At 36.2% G+C, this 16,556-nt stretch carries 14 protein-coding genes; 2 read left to right on the top strand and 12 right to left on the bottom strand.

Annotation, left to right across the window (positions count from 1 at the left end; all coding sequences use genetic code 11):
- Nucleotides 1-6: 6 nt before the first annotated feature.
- From LDK52_RS02410 to LDK52_RS02395, 4 genes are all read right to left on the bottom strand, one after another.
- Nucleotides 7-870 carry an AAA family ATPase gene (locus LDK52_RS02410; RefSeq protein WP_277584360.1) on the bottom strand — a complete coding sequence of 288 codons (864 nt, stop codon included), beginning with the start codon at nt 868-870 and terminating at the stop codon, nt 7-9.
- Nucleotides 871-923: 53 nt separating this feature from the next.
- A complete protein-coding gene (locus tag LDK52_RS02405; protein ID WP_277584359.1) occupies nt 924-1,121 on the bottom strand; it encodes a DUF6501 family protein in 198 nt (65 codons plus the stop codon).
- Between the two features lie 77 nt (nt 1,122-1,198).
- Nucleotides 1,199-1,420 carry a transcriptional regulator gene (locus LDK52_RS02400; RefSeq protein WP_277584358.1) on the bottom strand — a complete coding sequence of 74 codons (222 nt, stop codon included), beginning with the start codon at nt 1,418-1,420 and terminating at the stop codon, nt 1,199-1,201.
- 55 nt (nt 1,421-1,475) lie between these two features.
- Nucleotides 1,476-3,314 (bottom strand): DNA ligase D, encoded by a 1,839-nt coding sequence (locus LDK52_RS02395; RefSeq protein ID WP_277584357.1) that lies wholly within the window; start codon nt 3,312-3,314, stop codon nt 1,476-1,478.
- A 114-nt stretch (nt 3,315-3,428) separates the two neighbouring features.
- On the opposite strand from LDK52_RS02395, the gene ku reads away from it, so the two are divergent.
- Nucleotides 3,429-4,256, top strand: a complete 828-nt coding sequence (ku, locus tag LDK52_RS02390; protein WP_277584356.1) for a non-homologous end joining protein Ku — start codon at nt 3,429-3,431, stop codon at nt 4,254-4,256.
- A gap of 621 nt (nt 4,257-4,877) precedes the next feature.
- Here ku and odhB read toward each other — a convergent pair.
- From odhB to LDK52_RS02365, 5 genes are all read right to left on the bottom strand, one after another.
- Entirely contained in the window at nt 4,878-6,107 is a 1,230-nt protein-coding gene (gene odhB / locus LDK52_RS02385; RefSeq protein ID WP_277584355.1) for a 2-oxoglutarate dehydrogenase complex dihydrolipoyllysine-residue succinyltransferase, read from the bottom strand.
- A 35-nt stretch (nt 6,108-6,142) separates the two neighbouring features.
- Nucleotides 6,143-8,944, bottom strand: coding sequence for a 2-oxoglutarate dehydrogenase E1 component (locus LDK52_RS02380; protein ID WP_277584354.1), 2,802 nt, complete (start codon nt 8,942-8,944; stop codon nt 6,143-6,145).
- Nucleotides 8,945-9,207: 263 nt separating this feature from the next.
- The gene (locus tag LDK52_RS02375; RefSeq protein ID WP_277584353.1) at nt 9,208-10,584 is read right to left on the bottom strand and encodes a HAMP domain-containing sensor histidine kinase; all 1,377 of its coding nucleotides are present in this window, start codon (nt 10,582-10,584) and stop codon (nt 9,208-9,210) included.
- The gene (locus tag LDK52_RS02370) at nt 10,581-11,255 is read right to left on the bottom strand and encodes a response regulator transcription factor (RefSeq protein ID WP_277584352.1); all 675 of its coding nucleotides are present in this window, start codon (nt 11,253-11,255) and stop codon (nt 10,581-10,583) included. Before LDK52_RS02370 ends, LDK52_RS02375 begins: the two co-directional genes overlap by 4 nt.
- Before the next feature lie 61 nt (nt 11,256-11,316).
- Entirely contained in the window at nt 11,317-12,969 is a 1,653-nt protein-coding gene (locus tag LDK52_RS02365) for a diguanylate cyclase domain-containing protein (RefSeq protein ID WP_277584351.1), read from the bottom strand.
- 356 nt (nt 12,970-13,325) lie between these two features.
- Between LDK52_RS02365 and LDK52_RS02360 the strand changes: the two genes are divergently transcribed.
- Nucleotides 13,326-13,871 carry a GNAT family N-acetyltransferase gene (locus tag LDK52_RS02360; RefSeq protein ID WP_277584350.1) on the top strand — a complete coding sequence of 182 codons (546 nt, stop codon included), beginning with the start codon at nt 13,326-13,328 and terminating at the stop codon, nt 13,869-13,871.
- A gap of 288 nt (nt 13,872-14,159) precedes the next feature.
- On the opposite strand, the gene LDK52_RS02355 is transcribed toward LDK52_RS02360, so the two are convergent.
- From LDK52_RS02355 to LDK52_RS02345, 3 genes are all read right to left on the bottom strand, one after another.
- On the bottom strand, nt 14,160-14,456 hold the full coding sequence (locus LDK52_RS02355) for a transposase (protein WP_277584349.1): 297 nt from the start codon (nt 14,454-14,456) through the stop codon (nt 14,160-14,162).
- Nucleotides 14,457-14,479: 23 nt separating this feature from the next.
- Nucleotides 14,480-14,947, bottom strand: coding sequence for a transposase (locus LDK52_RS02350; protein ID WP_277584348.1), 468 nt, complete (start codon nt 14,945-14,947; stop codon nt 14,480-14,482).
- A gap of 523 nt (nt 14,948-15,470) precedes the next feature.
- Nucleotides 15,471-16,547 carry an undecaprenyldiphospho-muramoylpentapeptide beta-N-acetylglucosaminyltransferase gene (locus LDK52_RS02345; RefSeq protein ID WP_277584347.1) on the bottom strand — a complete coding sequence of 359 codons (1,077 nt, stop codon included), beginning with the start codon at nt 16,545-16,547 and terminating at the stop codon, nt 15,471-15,473.
- Nucleotides 16,548-16,556 lie beyond the last annotated feature (9 nt).

Genomic DNA, 16,556 nt, shown 5'->3' with positions numbered 1-16,556 from the left:
TCTACCTCACTTAATCCAAGAAGAAGCCAAAGCTAAAACAAGCTGTTTTTCTTGGTCATCCTCTAGCTTTTCAGCGATCGCATATGTAATTGCTCTTATTGGTTCCATATATAGTGCTAATTCAGTAGCATAGAGCAAACTTCTAATAGATGCTGCTTCCTCTGAAAGTAACCCTTGTTTGACTTGTTCCATTAAATCATTGGCTAAATTCAACATCAGTGTGTGTAGGGACTTAGGGGCTGTTGGAAACATCTCCTGCCATAGTTGTTCAAGATGCGCACCAGAAATATATGGAATTGCAAACGAAACGAATCGATTTTTCAACGCTTCATTCATAGGGGTTGTCCCGATATAGCCCTCATTAATCGCAGAAATAACCGAAAAATCAGGATGTGCCTTTATAACTTCTCCTGTAAAAGGGTTTGTAAGCATTCTTCTATAATCAAGTACACTATGTAAAATAGGAAGCGTCTCTGCTTTGGCCATATTTATCTCATCGATATATAAGATATGTCCTTTTTTCATAGCTTCCACTACTGGTCCATCTACAAAATCAATTACGTTCACTCCATCATTTGTCACGATAGTTTTAAACCCTATTAATGCCTCCGCATCTAAATCCACGGAACAGTTTATACTTTGAATAGGCTGAGAAAAAAATGCTGAAACTGTTTCGGCAAGCTTTGTTTTTCCAGCCCCTGTTGGTCCTTTTAACAAAACAGGTTTTTTTAAGGATATAGCAATTAGGACATCTTCCAGTAAATATTCTTCTGGTGATAGATACCCGCCCGCCCCAATAAGTTCTGTGTCTTGTTCGGAATGTACTCGAAGTAATCTCTTCTGTTGTTCATCCATTATTATGTCTTTCATTTTATATTCTTACCTCCTTATGAAAAAAAACCGATGAAATCACATCGGTTTTTTTATTGAAAATATTCTTTGTAGTAGCCGCCAACTTTTCCTGTGTTGTCAATTACAAATATAAATTCTTCTGTTTCATTTTTAACTTCATATGTTTTTCCAACAGTAAGCACATTACTCACAAGAAATTTTTTAGCATCTGTTTGCGTACATGTTACTGTTTTAATAGTTGGCATTGTAGCCCAATTTGTATGTATCATATATCCACTTCCTTTATAACTAGTATACGTTTCAAGATAACTTTTTTCAATAAATCATTGTAGGAAAGAAGAGAAATTTATACAGCTCCTCTTTCCTGTTGTAATATGGGAACGAGTGCTAGGACATGATCGACTCGAAATGTTCTTTTCGCATTCTGCTTAAAACAATAAGCATGGAATATATCTTCTTGTACTTTTAGTAGCTTTACTTTACGCTTACTGATCTCTCCAGCTTTTGATACATACATTAACTCGACAATCCATCCTCGATTTAAATACTTTACTAAATCATTACGCAAGTTCGTTCCTCCTTTTTACTATTGTATGCGAACGTATGTTTTTTACCTACTATATTTAATCATTTTTTATAAGTTCTTTTAATTGATTTAAGACTATTGTAAAGTTTTCTTTTTCCATATTTAATCTAAAGTCTCGAAATGGATTCCCTTCATTCTTTACACGATCTAGTACATATGGAATCGAAAATGTATTTGGTTTTAAAGATTCTTTGACCTCCTCCCATATAAGCGGAGTTGCGATAAGCCCCGAGTCATTTCCTCTAGGTGAATAGGGAGCTATTATCGTTTTGCCTTCCTTATGTTGGACATAATCCAAATATAATTTATTGCCGCGATTCTTTTTCAGTCTTTCAGTAGTAAACCACTTCGGATCTTGCTCTACTAAAAATTCACATACAAATCTAGTGAAAATACCTGTCTCTTCATACGTAAAGCTATCCTCCACTAATGGGATATATAGCTGAATTCCCTTCCCACCAGAAGTTTTTACATAGGACTTCAGCTGAAATTGATCAAATATGAGTTTCATTCGTAAAGCAGCTTCCACAGCCAATGAAAATTCGTGAACCGATGGTGGATCCAGGTCAAATACAATTTCGGTCGGATTATTTGTATGTACCGTTTGAAAAGGAATATGAAATTCCAGTGCTAGCTGGTTTCCTAACCAGAGCAATGATTCTATATCATTACACATCATATAATTAATATCGTCCATTTGCCTTGTCGCAACAAAGTCTGGAACATAATCAGGAGTATTCTTCTGATAGAAACTTTCCCCAGTTACACCATGTGGAAATCGAATAACTGTAAGAAGCCGATCCTTTAGAAAAGGTAACATGTAGGGAGATATTCGTTGTAGGTACATAAGGTAATCATCTTTTCGTATCCCCAGATCAGGCCATATTGGTTTATCAGGATGAGTCATCTTAGTAGATGGGGGTAAAGGATATAATTCTTTATACATCTGTTGCCAATTACAATCCTGTATATCCTTATTCAAATTAAACGAATGAAATCTTGGTTCTCTTAACTTTTTTCCATCAAAATCAATACAAGCAATTTCTACACAAATGGATGGTTCTATTTCCCAAATATTATTGGATAGTTTTGTCCCATTCTTTTGAAATAATGCTATTAACATATTTTGCTCCTGTTTGAATAGTCCGTGTCTAAATGTAACGACTTCTAACAAAAGGTCATTTTTATATAGGGCACCATGAAAAAAGCCATTCTCTTTATCATATTTCGTTAAAACGACATTAATAAATCTCCAGTTTTTTATTTTTAACCACTTGGTAGTCCGCTGGGCGCTATTCCATGTGCTACTTCTTTGTTTGGCTATTAACCCTTCCCCATTACCTGCGACTATTTTATCCCACAATTGTGTATGGTCCTCAAAAACGTCTATGGCCTGTAATCTTTTTGTATCTTCATAATTTATGGACACAGGAAGTTGAACTTTTTTAAACAGTCGGTCCATTTGCTTTTTTCGTTTAGTTAATGAAAGATTGCTTTGATCCTTGCCTATATATTGCAGCAAATCGAATACAATATAATGACATGTAAATGTTTGAGCATTATTTCTTATGGACTCGCTATTTTTCATTCGACCTCTTAACTGAACTTTGGAAAAATCACTTTGAAAATTATTTATTAAATAAACTAATTCACCGTCCATTGTCAGCGGTAAATAGGGTTTTATTTGGTTATACATGTCATGACAGAAGTTAATAATCTCAGGAAATATATCATTTAGTAATTTTCCGTTTCTGCTTTTCAGTAATGGCTCATTCTCCCATTCTAAAATACATCGAAATCCATCATATTTCGTTTCGTACACCCACTCATTTCCTAAAGGAACTTCTGTTGAAGCAGTTAAAAGCATAGGCATCAATTGTTTTCCTACTTCCAATGTTTTTCTTTAGTTTTCATATTAAATCTACTTTTGATACATAAAAAGAAGTAAAAGATTGCATAGTAAGAAGAAAAAGAAAAAGTGGTGACCATCATGCATACAGTTTGGAAAGGAAGTATCAGCTTTGGTTTGGTTAATATTCCCATTAAGCTCCATACAGCAACAGAAAATAAGGATATAAAATTACGTCAGCTCCATAAGGATTGTCATACACCAATAAGCTATGCGAAGGTTTGTGAAGGCTGTAAACAGGAGGTGAAGAATGAGGATATCGTCAAAGCATATGAATACTCTAAAAACAAATTTGTTATTTTAGATGAAGAAGAACTAGAAAAACTGAAAAAAGAAAATGAAGATAAGGCTGTTGAAATAATAGACTTTGTAAAACTAGAGGAAATTGATCCAATTTACTTCGAGCGAAGTTACTTTATGGCACCTGATAGTGGTGGTGGAAAAGCTTACTCTCTGTTAAGAGAAGCATTGCTGGAGTCTGGCAAAATTGGAGTTGCTAAAATTATGATTCGTTCTAAGGAGCAATTAGCAATTGTCCGCGTCTATAAAGAAACATTAATCATGGAAACCATTCACTTCCCCGATGAAGTTCGTAACTCTACAGATGTACCAAATATTCCTACTGAACAAGCGATAGTAAAAAAAGAACTCGATACTGCCTTAATGCTTGTGGACCAATTAACTACAGAATTTCAACCTGAAAAATACACAGATGATTACCGAACTGCCTTAATGGAGCTAATTGAAGAGAAAAAGGCTGGAAATAATGTAGTCACTACAAGCGAAAAACAAACAGAATTACCATCAAATGTGACCGATCTAATGTCTGCCCTACAAGCTTCCCTTGATAGAACCAAAATGAAAAAACCTACGACCAAGAAAAGAACTCCGAAAGCCAAAACCTCTTAATCCAGGGGAGCAAGTTATATATTATTCAGCATGCTCTCATTGCAAACAAAAGCGAAAGATCCATAGGCTACACTTGGGAACTTTGATGAAGGGTCGTGAAAAATTTAATAAAGAGGCGAGATAGCGAATGAAATTGCATATTCGGGCCCGCATGATGCGGGACAGGCAGTCGTTGCGAAATGTTTTTTTATTTTGCGACGATCTTTGCGCAGGAGCACCACGATGTCGCGTACTTAGACCGTCATCCATCATCCACTTCTCTAAATAGGAAATCATCTTTTCTATCCAAAAACGTACTTACCTGTTTCTAAGAGTTGTAGGAGGGCGACAGATAGAAAAAGTGAAACTTCAATTAGTGGGGCTTCATCCCCCCACTGATTGTTAGTTGAACCATTCGGGCTTTTACGGGCAGTTCTCTACTGCCCGTTAATGCGGGACAAACGCCATAAGATTACCGAAAAAAAGGATGCTGGTTGGTTGTGACGAGTGTCACAACCAACCAGCATCCCTAAAAATTCAAACGGTAATATTATAGCAAAATGTCTGTTCAAAGTCCTTCGAAAACGATAGAAACAGGTCTTGAACTTAAAGAACCGGGAAACTGGATTCCTGATTTTTTTGTTAACTATTAAGCAATAAGTCTTCTGGATTTTCTAGTAATTCTTTAACTGTTTTTAGGAAGCCAACTGAATCTTTTCCATCGATTACACGGTGGTCATAAGATAATGCCACGTACATCATTGGACGGATTTCAACTTCATTTCCAACAGCGATAGGACGTTTTTGGATTGTGTGCATTCCTAAAATACCAACTTGTGTACCATTTAGGATAGGTGTTGACAATAAAGATCCGAATACTCCACCGTTTGTAATAGTGAAAGAACCACCAGACATATCCGATAGAGCTAATTTATTATCACGTGCTTTTTTAGCAAGTTCTCCAATATTAGCTTCGATTTCTGCAAAGTTTTTTCGGTCTGCATCACGAACGATCGGGACTACAAGACCACCTTCTGTAGAAACGGCGATACCAATATCATAGAAGTTGTTTTTCACGATATCTGTTCCATCAATTTGAGCATTTACATATGGATATTTTTTAAGTGCTGCCACTACCGCTTTTGTGAAGAATGACATGAACCCAAGACGTACATCATTTTGTTCAAAGAATTGATCTTTTTTGCGCGAACGTAATGCCATAACATTCGTCATATCAATTTCATTGAAAGTTGTAAGCATTGCAGTACTTTGTCTTACTTCTAATAAGCGTGAAGCAATCGTTTGACGACGACGAGACATTTTTTCACGAGTTGTGCGGCCATCATCTTCTTTAGGTGCACTTGCTGCTGGAGCAGGAGCTGCTTTTGCAGGTGTTGGTGCTGAGCCATGAGCAGAAACGTCTTGTACACGTACGCGACCCATAGGATCTACAGGTGAAATATCACTTAGGTTAATGCCTTTTTCACGAGCTAGTTTTCTCGCTGCAGGACTTGCAATCGTACGGTCTTGCTCAGTTGCAGTCTCTTGAACTACTGGAGCTGCTTTAGGAGCTTCAGGTGCTTTTACCTCTTCTTTTGCTTCAGCTTGTGCAGCTGGAGCTGATGCAGTTGAACCTGAACTAGCTCCTACTACTGCGATTACTTGCCCAACTAGAACTGTATCTCCTTCAGCAGCTAAAAGTTCACTAACTACTCCAGCTTCTTCTGAAATAACTTCAACGTTCACTTTATCTGTTTCAAGTTCTACGATGAACTCACCTTTTTCAACTGTATCACCAGGCTGTTTTAACCATTGTGCAATAGTACCCTCTGTAATCGATTCTGCTAATTCTGGAACAATAATGTCTGCCACTTGAATTTCCTCCTCTAGTCTGATCTAATCCTATGTTATAAGCTCTTTAATGTTTCTTCAATAATACGTGCTTGTTCTACTTTATAAGTATCTCCATCACCCTCAGCAGGACTTGCTCTATGCACACGCCCTACATAAGTAATTTCTTGATCTTTTGCTATTTCTAATAGATATGGAAGAGCAAAGTGATATGAACCCATATTTTGTGGTTCTTCTTGAGCCCAAACAAGCTGTTTCACATACTGGAAACGGGATACAATCTCTTGAATCTTTTCTTGTGGGAATGGGTACAGTTGTTCAACACGAACAATATGAAGATGGTCAAAACCTACTCCATCTTTTACTTTGTCTGCCAAGTCTATTGCAAGTTTACCACTAACAAAAATAATTTTCTCTACTTTGTCTTCCTGTTGACCTAAACCAGGTTGTTCCACCACTGTTTCAAATTGACCAGAAGTTAAATCTGCTACATCTGCTCCAACTAGTGGATGACGTAATAATGATTTAGGTGAAACAATGATTAACGGACGAATAACTTCTTCCTTAAGCATTTTCGCTTGTCTGCGTAAAATGTGGAAATAGTTAGCCGCACTTGATAGATTGGCAACAGTCCAGTTATTTTCAGCAGCTGATTGTAAATAGCGTTCTAAACGTGCACTAGAATGCTCGGAACCCTGACCCTCTGCAGCATGTGGCAATAGCATAACCAAGCCTGATTTTAGACCCCATTTAGCTCTAGCCGAACTGATAAAGTTATCAAACATAACTTGTGCCATATTCGCAAAGTCACCATATTGAGCTTCCCAAATCGTTAGTGAGTTATTATCTTCTAAGTTATATCCAAATTCATACCCTAAAATTGCTGCTTCTGTTAGTGGGCTATTATGCACAACAAATGAAGCGTTCCCATCGCTAATAGCATGAATCGGTGTTAATTCAGCTCCAGTTTTTTCATCATGAAGTACTAAATGTCTATGAGAGAAAGTCCCACGTTGAGCATCTTGACCAGATAGACGGATAGAATTGCCTTCTTGTAAAATTGTTGCAAATGCTAATGTTTCTGCATGGCCCCAATCTACTTTACCCTTACCTTTGAACGGCTCTTCACGACGCTTCAATATTTTTTCTAACTTTTTGAAAGCATTAAAATCAGCTGGCCATGTAAGTAAATCTTCATTGATTTGAGCAAGCTTACTCTCTTCTACCCCTGTTTGAATTTCCGGTATACCATCTAACACAACTTGTGGTATAACGATATCATGTACAGTCGATGGTGGAAGTTCTTTCACACGATCATAAGCTTGTTGCATTTCAGCGAAAACAGATTCGTCTATTGTTTTTACTTCCGAAGCATCGATTAAGCTTTCTTCTACTAACTGCTTGCCGTATAACTCACGAACAGTTGGATGTTTATGAATAGAATGATACATCGTTGGGTTTGTTACTAACGGTTCATCCATTTCGTTATGTCCATAGCGACGATACCCCATTAAATCAATAACGATATCTTTTCCAAATTTTTGACGATATTCATGTGCAAATTTTGCCACACCAATTACCGCTTCAGGATCATCAGCATTTACATGAATAACAGGTACTTCATACCCTTTAGCTGGGTCAGAAGAATAGTTAGTTGAACGAGAATCAAAATGTTCGGTAGTAAAACCAATCATATTATTCGCGATAATATGTATCGAACCACCAGTTTGATAACCACGAACGCGGCTATAGTTTAATACTTCGGTTACAACCCCTTGCCCTGGGAAAGCAGCATCACCATGTACTAATATAGCAAAAGCAGCATTTTTATCTTGAACTGGGTAACCAGCCGCATCTGTTGTTTCTTGTGCCGCACGTGTTTGACCAGTAACGATTGGACTTACAACCTCTAAATGGGAAGGATTATAAGCAAGTTTTACTTTTAAACCTGAAGGGGAGAGATAATTTGCCCCTTTATGGTATTTAACGTCTCCAAACCAACCTTCAAAAAGTTTTAGTGAACCATCTTTTGGTAAAAATGATTCTGTAGGCACATGTGCAAACTCTGCAAACATCATTTCATAAGGTTTGTTAAGTACATGAGTTAATACATTTAAACGACCGCGATGAGCCATACCTATATTTACTTGTTTTGTTTTTGTTTTATCGGATTGACGAACTAACTCATCCATTAATACAACTAAAGAATCTAAACCTTCAATGGAAAAACGTTTTGCTCCTACAAACGTACGATGGATGAATTTCTCAAACCCTTCCACTTGTGTTAAACGTTTGAGTAATTGTTTTTTGTCTTCAGCTGTAAGTTTTTCTTTTACAGCACCTTTTTCGATCTTTTCTTGTAACCAAGCACGTTCTTCCGAATTAACAATATGAGCAATTTCAAATGCAATTTTATCCGTATACATAGAACGCAAATACTCAATTGCTTGTAAACCATTTGCAATATTTGATGGTCCATTTTTAATTAGGAATGAAACAGGTACTTCTCGTAAATCTTGCTCCGTTAAACCATAAGTAGATAATTTTAGCTTAGAATCTTCTTTTGGCCCATCATTTAATGGATAAATATTAGCAGTTAAGTGACCATGATTTCGTATTGCATCTGCAAGTTGAATTGCATTTACCACTTTCTCGAAATTATTTGCCTCTACAACAGGTTTCTCAGAGTTGTTAGATGATATCGCAGTAGGCATCTTAGGCGCACCATATTGCTGAAATAACTCTACTAATTCATGATCCACATCTTCCGGAGACTGTAAAAATAAATCATACTGCTCCATCACATACCCAAGATTAGGACCAGAAAAAGCTGACCAAGGTGTTTGATTGTTCGACATTTAAAAAAACCTCCAACATTTTGTGCCTTTTAGGCATTTATCAAAAAATATATTAATGAATAAAAAAGTTCCTGTAGATTTACATGAAAAAAATTTAACTATATACATGTATATAGTTTACCACTCTTTTATATTGTCACAAACTATCCTTATCTAAGAACAATTTTTCCATCTCAATCTTACTACTATCGAAAAAAAATACAATGGGTTTTACAAAAAAATTCAGTATTTCGACAAATTTTTTATGGTTTTCCACTGAATTATTATTCACTTGTAAATTTAGGGAATATAATGTAAAAATTTGAGCCATTATCTTGCTCACTAGTAACCGAAATGGTACCTCCGTATTCAGTTACTAAACTGTTGACTATACTTAATCCTAAACCGGAACCTCCTTTATTTTTGGTTCTTGCTTCATCTACAATAAAAAAACGTTCGAAAATTTTGGGTAATAACGATTCTGGAATGCCAACTCCATTATCTTTCACGGTAATTTGCACCTGCTCCAATTTGTTAACAACTGTCACTTTAATATAGGGTCGTTTATCATTATATTTTATGGCATTTTCAATTAAGTTACGTAGAATTTGTTCTAGAGCAGTAGGCGGAATAAGTACTTTTACTTGTTCATCTCCTAGAATTTCTATCGTTGTCTCTGGTGATAAATGTACATAACTTTGCTGTAACTGCTGAAGGACAGTTACTACAGAAGTGACCTCCATCCAATCATCATGCTCATTTTTTGCTAGCTTTAACATTTCTTCGATTAATAATTTCATTTTTTGTATTTCCAAAAGCGATATTTCCAGTGACTCATCTAATATGGAGCGATCCTCTTTTCCCCACCGATTCAATAACGACAAATGCCCCTCCACTACCTGGACGGGAGTACGCAATTCATGAGATACATTTTGGATAAATTCATCTTGCCTTGTAATCGTTTTTGATACTTCACCCATCAATTCCTTGTAAATTTTTAGTAGCTCACCAATTTCATCTTCATTGTCATATTCGAAGCTCACTGATTTCGAAAACTTCGTCTGTTTTGCAAACTGCATCTCATCCCTTAGTTCTTTAATTGGCCTCAACAATACAGTGGATAACGTATAGGCTATTAACGCGGAAAGAACAAGCGCTATGAGTGCGAATATACACATGGCTATTAATATATAATTCATGAGCTGAGAAAAGCTTTCTAAACTATGTGATATTTGTACATATCCTTTAAACAAGCCGAAGTCTATTTCCGAACCCTTGTGGAACACTATTTGTCCATCTATTTCTTCTCTAACAAATTCCTCTGTCTGGAGTGGAAAGGATTTTGGGAAATCACTAGCATCGTTGATTCGGAGAATTTCGATCCCATCTTCATTCAATACACGAACTGATTGCTTTTGGTTGACCAGTTGGTTGAGTAGTGGTCTATTTTTTTGAATATCTTGAATGGAGATGATGGGACCATTAGATTTGAAAAAATGTGTGACTTCATCCAGTGTATTCTGCGCAATTTTCTCCTCGGAAATTTGCAACCAATTAAAAAGAGAAAAATATAATATAATACACATCATTAGGAAGCTAAAAAATATGGAAATCGCCGAAGCGTAAGTCCATTTCTGTTGTAAAGTCCAATGTTTTTTCATCTCATAACATACCCTACTCCTCTGACGGTCTCAATAATGGCTGCAATTTCAGCGGGTAACTTTTTTCTCAGATGTCTTATGTATACATCCACCACATTTGTTTCAATCTCTACATCATATCCCCAAACTTTTTCCAATATGGCATCTCTAGACAACACCATATTGTAATTCTCCATGAAATAAACGAGCATATCGTACTCCGTTTTTGTTAATTCGATTTCCTTCCCTTCATAGAAAACCTGATGTGCTTTTTGTTCAACTGTTAGCCCTTTGATAGCCAATTCTTTTTTAGTACTGTCTAAAGCGGGCTCTACCCTTCTAAATACTGCACGTATTCTTGCTAACAATTCCTCAATAGCAAATGGTTTCACCACATAGTCGTCAGCACCTGTTTCTAAACCGGATACGCGATCTATAATCGCATCTCTTGCTGTAATTAGGATAATAGGGGTATTTTTCTTTTTGCGTACTCTTCGACATATTTCCAAGCCATTGAGATTTGGTAGCATGACATCAATAAGCATTAGATCATAAGCATGATTTAATGCTAAATCTGCACCTTCGCGCCCATCGTGAGAAACTGTGACTTGAAAATTTTCATGCTTTAACTCTAGCTCCACAAACTTCGCAATATTCACTTCATCTTCTATTAATAAAATATGTCGCGTCATCTCTTCCACCCTTTCCAATATTTCTATAGTATTTCCCAAAATTCAAGAAAAAGCCGTTTCATTAAACATGAACGGCATTGGTATAAATATAATTGTTCTTTCCATCTTTCTTAGCCAAATATAGCGCCTGATCTGCATTATCTAATAGTTCATCGGCAGAAGACCCATCATTCGGGAACATAGCAATCCCGATAGATGAAGTTGGCGAAAAATAAAAATCATTTATCTTCCAACCTATACGTAAGTTTTGCTGAATCGAATGAACAATTTCTTCCACTTTGCTACTTTTGCCATTCACATAATCAACAATTTGATCAATAATTACGACAAACTCATCACCGCCAATACGATATACATCGTATTTATAGTCTAAACTAATGTTAAGCTTTTCAGCAAAATGAGTTAAAAACTGATCTCCAACATCATGCCCGTATATATCATTAATTTCTTTAAAATTATCTCCATCAATATAAAGTAAACCGACATTTGGAAACGCAGAGCTAACCGATGAAATCGTAACAGGAAAATCAAGATAAAAGGACCGTCGATTAGGAAGGCTAGTTAAACTATCATGAAAAGCCATAAACTTCAGCTGATCTTCTAAGGCTCTTTTCTCTGTAATTTCACGAGATACGATAACAAACCATTTTTGTTTCTCATCGTCAACAGTACTTTCTACTGTCGTAATAGATGTATCAGTCCAAATTGAGTTTCCATCCTTGGTTTGTAGGAGAAGCTCCATACGGAACTTATCTTCCATTTTCAACTCAGAGAGACCCTCTATTTCTGTTTGATCTGTTACTAAACTTAAATAATAGCTACCAAGTAATTCTTCTTTATCATATTTTAATATTGTTTCATGACTTGGTGATGAGTAAAGTAAATAGCCTTCTGCGTCCGTTATAGCTATTAAATCATTTGAATGTTCCGTTATCAATTTAAACAAGCGTTCAATATTTCGCAGTTCAGTCATCATACGTTTCTTTTCCGTATTGTCAAACTGTATCGTTAAGAATCTTTCGATTTGCCCTAAATCATTTCTTATTGGTACAATGGTCGCATTTACCCAAAAAAAGGAACCATATTTAGTTCGATTACGTACTTTCCCACTCCAAATATTCCCATTCCGAATAGTTTCCCACATATTGGAGAAGAAAGTTTCATCATGATAATTCGAATTTATCAGATGAAATGTGCTTCCAATTACTTCCTCTTTTTTAAACTTGGTGGTAGTTTCAAATAATTCGTTGACTACTTCAATTATTCCATCTTGATTGGTTATTGCAACCAATGCAACCTCATTAATGGCTGTATGGAAGGTTTCTAAAACATACGTAGATTCTTTCATTTGCTGTGTTCGCGAAACTTCCTTAGTTGTGGCTAAAATGTAAGTAATTCCATTTTCAAAAATGGGAATAGCTGTCGTCTCATTAATGATTGTTTCACTTTTCACACAAAAATTATCTTGGTAGCAAACAGATTCTTTTTGTAAGCATGCACGATTATAATGTTGAACAATCGTTTTATTGTGAAACTCATTAAAACATTCCTCGAGCGTTCTCCCACTGGGGTCGTCCGAGAAAAGCTCCTCCGCTTTTTTGTTGATAAACTCATACACATAAGTAGAATTTTCTTTGCGCATAAAGAACACATAATCATCGGCTAAATCATATAATAAATGGAATTGAGTATGGTTTAAGAAGGACTGAGACATCTGTTTAAAAACTCCTATTCAAGTTCTATACTAAGTTATTATAATCATATGTATTTAATTAGAAACATTCAAGCATTTTACATTTTTTATCGAAATAATGTTCACAAAAATTTAATTATTTTTAATATACTTTCTACTATGCAAAACAGAAAAAAATTAGTATATTATTAATGCAAATAATTTTATAAGGCAAAGTTCGCTTTGCCGAGGGAAGGCAAATGGTGCGCCACCGGTTTTGAGCTGGTCCTAGTAGGTTCGATTCCTACCCCGAAATTTTTTATGCACGTTGAAGTGAAAAATTTCAGGGGACTAGGATGACTCTGCTCATTTATCGGTTCTTTTAGGGGGCGCTTTTATTGATAAAAAAACGGGATTTGTTTGAATGTACATCGCTTTTTGAACTTATGTCAGATCCAACTATTTTGCCTTTCGTACGTCAAAAAGCAAGTTCGGCTGATGAGTATTTGTTTATTACGAAACAGTTAGTGGAAGAAGAAGAAAAAGGTAAAGTTATATCTCGTACAATTGTGAGCGACTTTGGCCAACCCATCGGAACAATTAATCTGTTCGATGTAGATCATGGTGCAGGATTTTTAGGCACCTGGATCGGTAGTCCGTTTCAAGGTCTAGGGTACAATAAGAAGGCTAAGGAACAATTTTTACAGGAGCTATTCTTTGAATTAGATATCCAAACGGTGTTTTTACGTATTCGCAAACATAATAGTAAAAGTATCCGTGCGACAGAAAAACTTAGATATGCCATAAAAGCCAATGAATCACATTCTGCGATTTATGCAGAAATTAATGAAATAGATGAAGTATATGATCTTTATTATATACCAAAAGACTTATTCCACTTAACATTGATGCAGCAAGAGAACGAAGAGGAACAAGCAATGTAAAAGAACACCCGCCACTACCTAGTGACGGGTGTTTCTGGTTCTTTGTCAAATGACGTTGGCGAAGAATAGTAGCCAACCATAATTTAGTTATTGTAGGGCTATCCTAGAAGTCAGTAAAGCTGATTTTCTGGGATAGTCCTTTTTCACATAGTCTTCCTGTATCCCATTGTTTTCCGTTCCAGATGGACGCTTTCCGCGGGCACGGCTCAGCCTCCTCGTCGCAAAAAGCATGCTCCTGTGGGGTCTTCAGTTCCCGCTGGAGTCGCCATCTTGCACTCCAAACAACTACTATTGCACTTGTAAAGGATACAAAAATAGACAAATGAATTTCAAACCTATAAAATCCACATAAATGTTATACAGCATGGGATTGTCCTTTTTTTGCTGTTTAATCGATGGTTTTAACTTAAAGTGTAAAAGGATTCGTTTTCTGTAGTTCTGAAAGTTTCTATTTCCATAGGCGACACGATTCAATACATTAATCTTATTGTTATTCCCCTCAATTCTTCCGTTATCATAGGGGTAAATAAAACTATTTTCTATAAACGGAAGATGTTTTCTCAACGTTTTTAAACTCGTCCTCATATAATTAGTTGAACCTGGTGGAATCAGTCAATGATAATTTTCGCCAGTGGAAATAATTCTTTAATCACACTTACATAACCCGCATTCATATCATTTGTTACGGTTTCCACATGTTGACAGTCAGTCAAACTGTAGTTCACAATAAAGTGATTCTTAATCGTAAGATTATTTCGTCTATCTAGGATATCCAATATGTCTCCTGATTCCGCATTTATATATTCGAAGGCCATTTCACCTTTTGCGTATTTAAACTCATCAATAGAAAGGTGCTTAGGTAGTGACTTGTAGTGGGGTATAAATTGTTTTGCGGCTTTATTAATTTGTCGTTGAACGGGGGCATGTGATACCGAACAATCCCTTGCGATAGACGTAAGAGATTGTGCTTCGGTAGACTTTAAAATAACTTGCGCTTTCACGTTTTGTGATATAAAACAATTCCGCTGAACAATAGGCGTTTTAGCAGTAAAACTACTTTGACAGGCTTGGCACATGAAATGTTGTTTCTGTAGAAGCAGGTAGGTTGGATTTATACCCGTAATGGGTAAGGTAATATTTACACCTTTTTCCTTTATAGGTTCCTTCCTTTACACAATTTTCGTTAACATTAATGTTAACGTCTTGAATATCAAGCAAAGATTTAATACTATTAGAACATGACAAGTAATTTCCCTCCTGGATGATGGTTTTGGTCGACTTTTATTCTACAGGGAATCCCACTTGTTTTCTATTTGTATTGAATTTATGATTCCTACACTTTCAAGATGATTGTAGTGCAGAGCGGCGACTCCTGCGGAAACAACGCGAGCCGAAGACCCCATAGGAGCGTGAACTTCGCGACGAGGAGGCTGAGGACGTGCCCGCGGAAAGTGTCCGCTCGGAACGGAAATCAGAGGGGCAGGACTACTTTGTCCGATGTATTTATAAAAAATGACGTTAGTGAGAATCCTCCTCATCTCGTTTAAAAGAGATGGGGGTTTTCTTTCACCAACGTCATTTATTGTACAATCGTGTTTCTTATTTTTGGTAAGTTAATAATAGATCAACGAATTGCTCGGGCGTTTTAGATGGGTTAACCTCGCACATACGATCGATCATGTCTTCCTTTTCATCTACCATACGATTAAAAGAATCCATAAAAGTAGTAGCGGTAAGATTTTCCTCTTCTAGTACATATGCATAACCTTTTTTCTCAAAATATTTAGCGTTCAATACTTGATCCCCTCTGCTTGCTTGTAAAGATAATGGAATAAGTAGCATCGGTTTTTTTAATTCTAGAAACTCGAAGATAGAGTTGGAGCCAGCTCTACTAATTACATAATTAGACATTTTCATCAAATGAGGTAATTCGTTTGTGACATATTCAAATGCTATATAATTTGGTTTCCCAACTAAAAATTCATCTTTGTTTCCTTTTCCACATAGATGGATCAGCTGAAATCTGCTTGTTAGTTGCTCCATATTTTGTTTGATGACTTCATTTATCTTCGCAGAGCCTTGACTTCCGCCCATAACTACAATCGTTGCTTTCTTTGCATCAAAACCTGTTAATTGTTCTGCCAATTTTTCATCCCCTTGAAATAAATCAGGACGTAATATAGCACCTATAGCTGAAGCCTTACTATCTGGCAAGTGTTTTACTGTCTCATCAAAAACGGTGAAAATATGCTCAGCAAATGACGAAGCTATTTTGTTAGCTAGCCCTGGGGTTAGATCAGATTCATGAATCACTACTGGTATATTCGAAAGTTTTGCTGCAAGTACGACAGGAACAGATACAAAACCACCTTTTGAAAATACAATGGAAGGTTTCACTTTTTTCAATACGGATAGAGCTTGTAATGTACCATACAGTACTTTAAATGGATCGGAAAGGTTTTTGAGTGAAAAATATCTTCTTAACTTCCCATTTGAAATAGAATGATAAGGTATTTCAGGAAACCTCTCTCCGATGATTGTTTTTTCTATCCCATTATACGATCCAATATAATGGATCGTATAATTTTTCTTTATTAACTCGGGTATTATGGCTTCATTTAATGAAACATGACCAGCCGTTCCTCCACCCGTTAATACTATTGTGTTATTATTCATTAATAATCT

This window comes from Psychrobacillus antarcticus, from assembly GCF_029533155.1.
Lineage (GTDB): Bacteria > Bacillota > Bacilli > Bacillales_A > Planococcaceae > Psychrobacillus > Psychrobacillus antarcticus.
Note: the sequence above shows the minus strand (reverse complement) of the source record. Positions and strands in the feature narration are given on the sequence as shown.

Excerpts from the sequence above, each read along its gene's own strand:
- LDK52_RS02410 (WP_277584360.1), bottom strand. The coding sequence starts at position 870 with ATGAAAGACATAATAATGGATGAACAACAGAAGAGATTACTTCGAGTA.
- LDK52_RS02405 (WP_277584359.1), bottom strand. The coding sequence starts at position 1,121 with ATGATACATACAAATTGGGCTACAATGCCAACTATTAAAACAGTAACA.
- ku (WP_277584356.1), top strand. The coding sequence starts at position 3,429 with ATGCATACAGTTTGGAAAGGAAGTATCAGCTTTGGTTTGGTTAATATT.
- LDK52_RS02380 (WP_277584354.1), bottom strand. The coding sequence starts at position 8,944 with ATGTCGAACAATCAAACACCTTGGTCAGCTTTTTCTGGTCCTAATCTT.
- LDK52_RS02375 (WP_277584353.1), bottom strand. The coding sequence starts at position 10,584 with ATGAAAAAACATTGGACTTTACAACAGAAATGGACTTACGCTTCGGCG.
- LDK52_RS02370 (WP_277584352.1), bottom strand. The coding sequence starts at position 11,255 with ATGACGCGACATATTTTATTAATAGAAGATGAAGTGAATATTGCGAAG.
- LDK52_RS02365 (WP_277584351.1), bottom strand. The coding sequence starts at position 12,969 with ATGTCTCAGTCCTTCTTAAACCATACTCAATTCCATTTATTATATGAT.
- LDK52_RS02355 (WP_277584349.1), bottom strand. The coding sequence starts at position 14,456 with ATGAGGACGAGTTTAAAAACGTTGAGAAAACATCTTCCGTTTATAGAA.
- LDK52_RS02350 (WP_277584348.1), bottom strand. The coding sequence starts at position 14,947 with ATGTGCCAAGCCTGTCAAAGTAGTTTTACTGCTAAAACGCCTATTGTT.
- LDK52_RS02345 (WP_277584347.1), bottom strand. The coding sequence starts at position 16,547 with ATGAATAATAACACAATAGTATTAACGGGTGGAGGAACGGCTGGTCAT.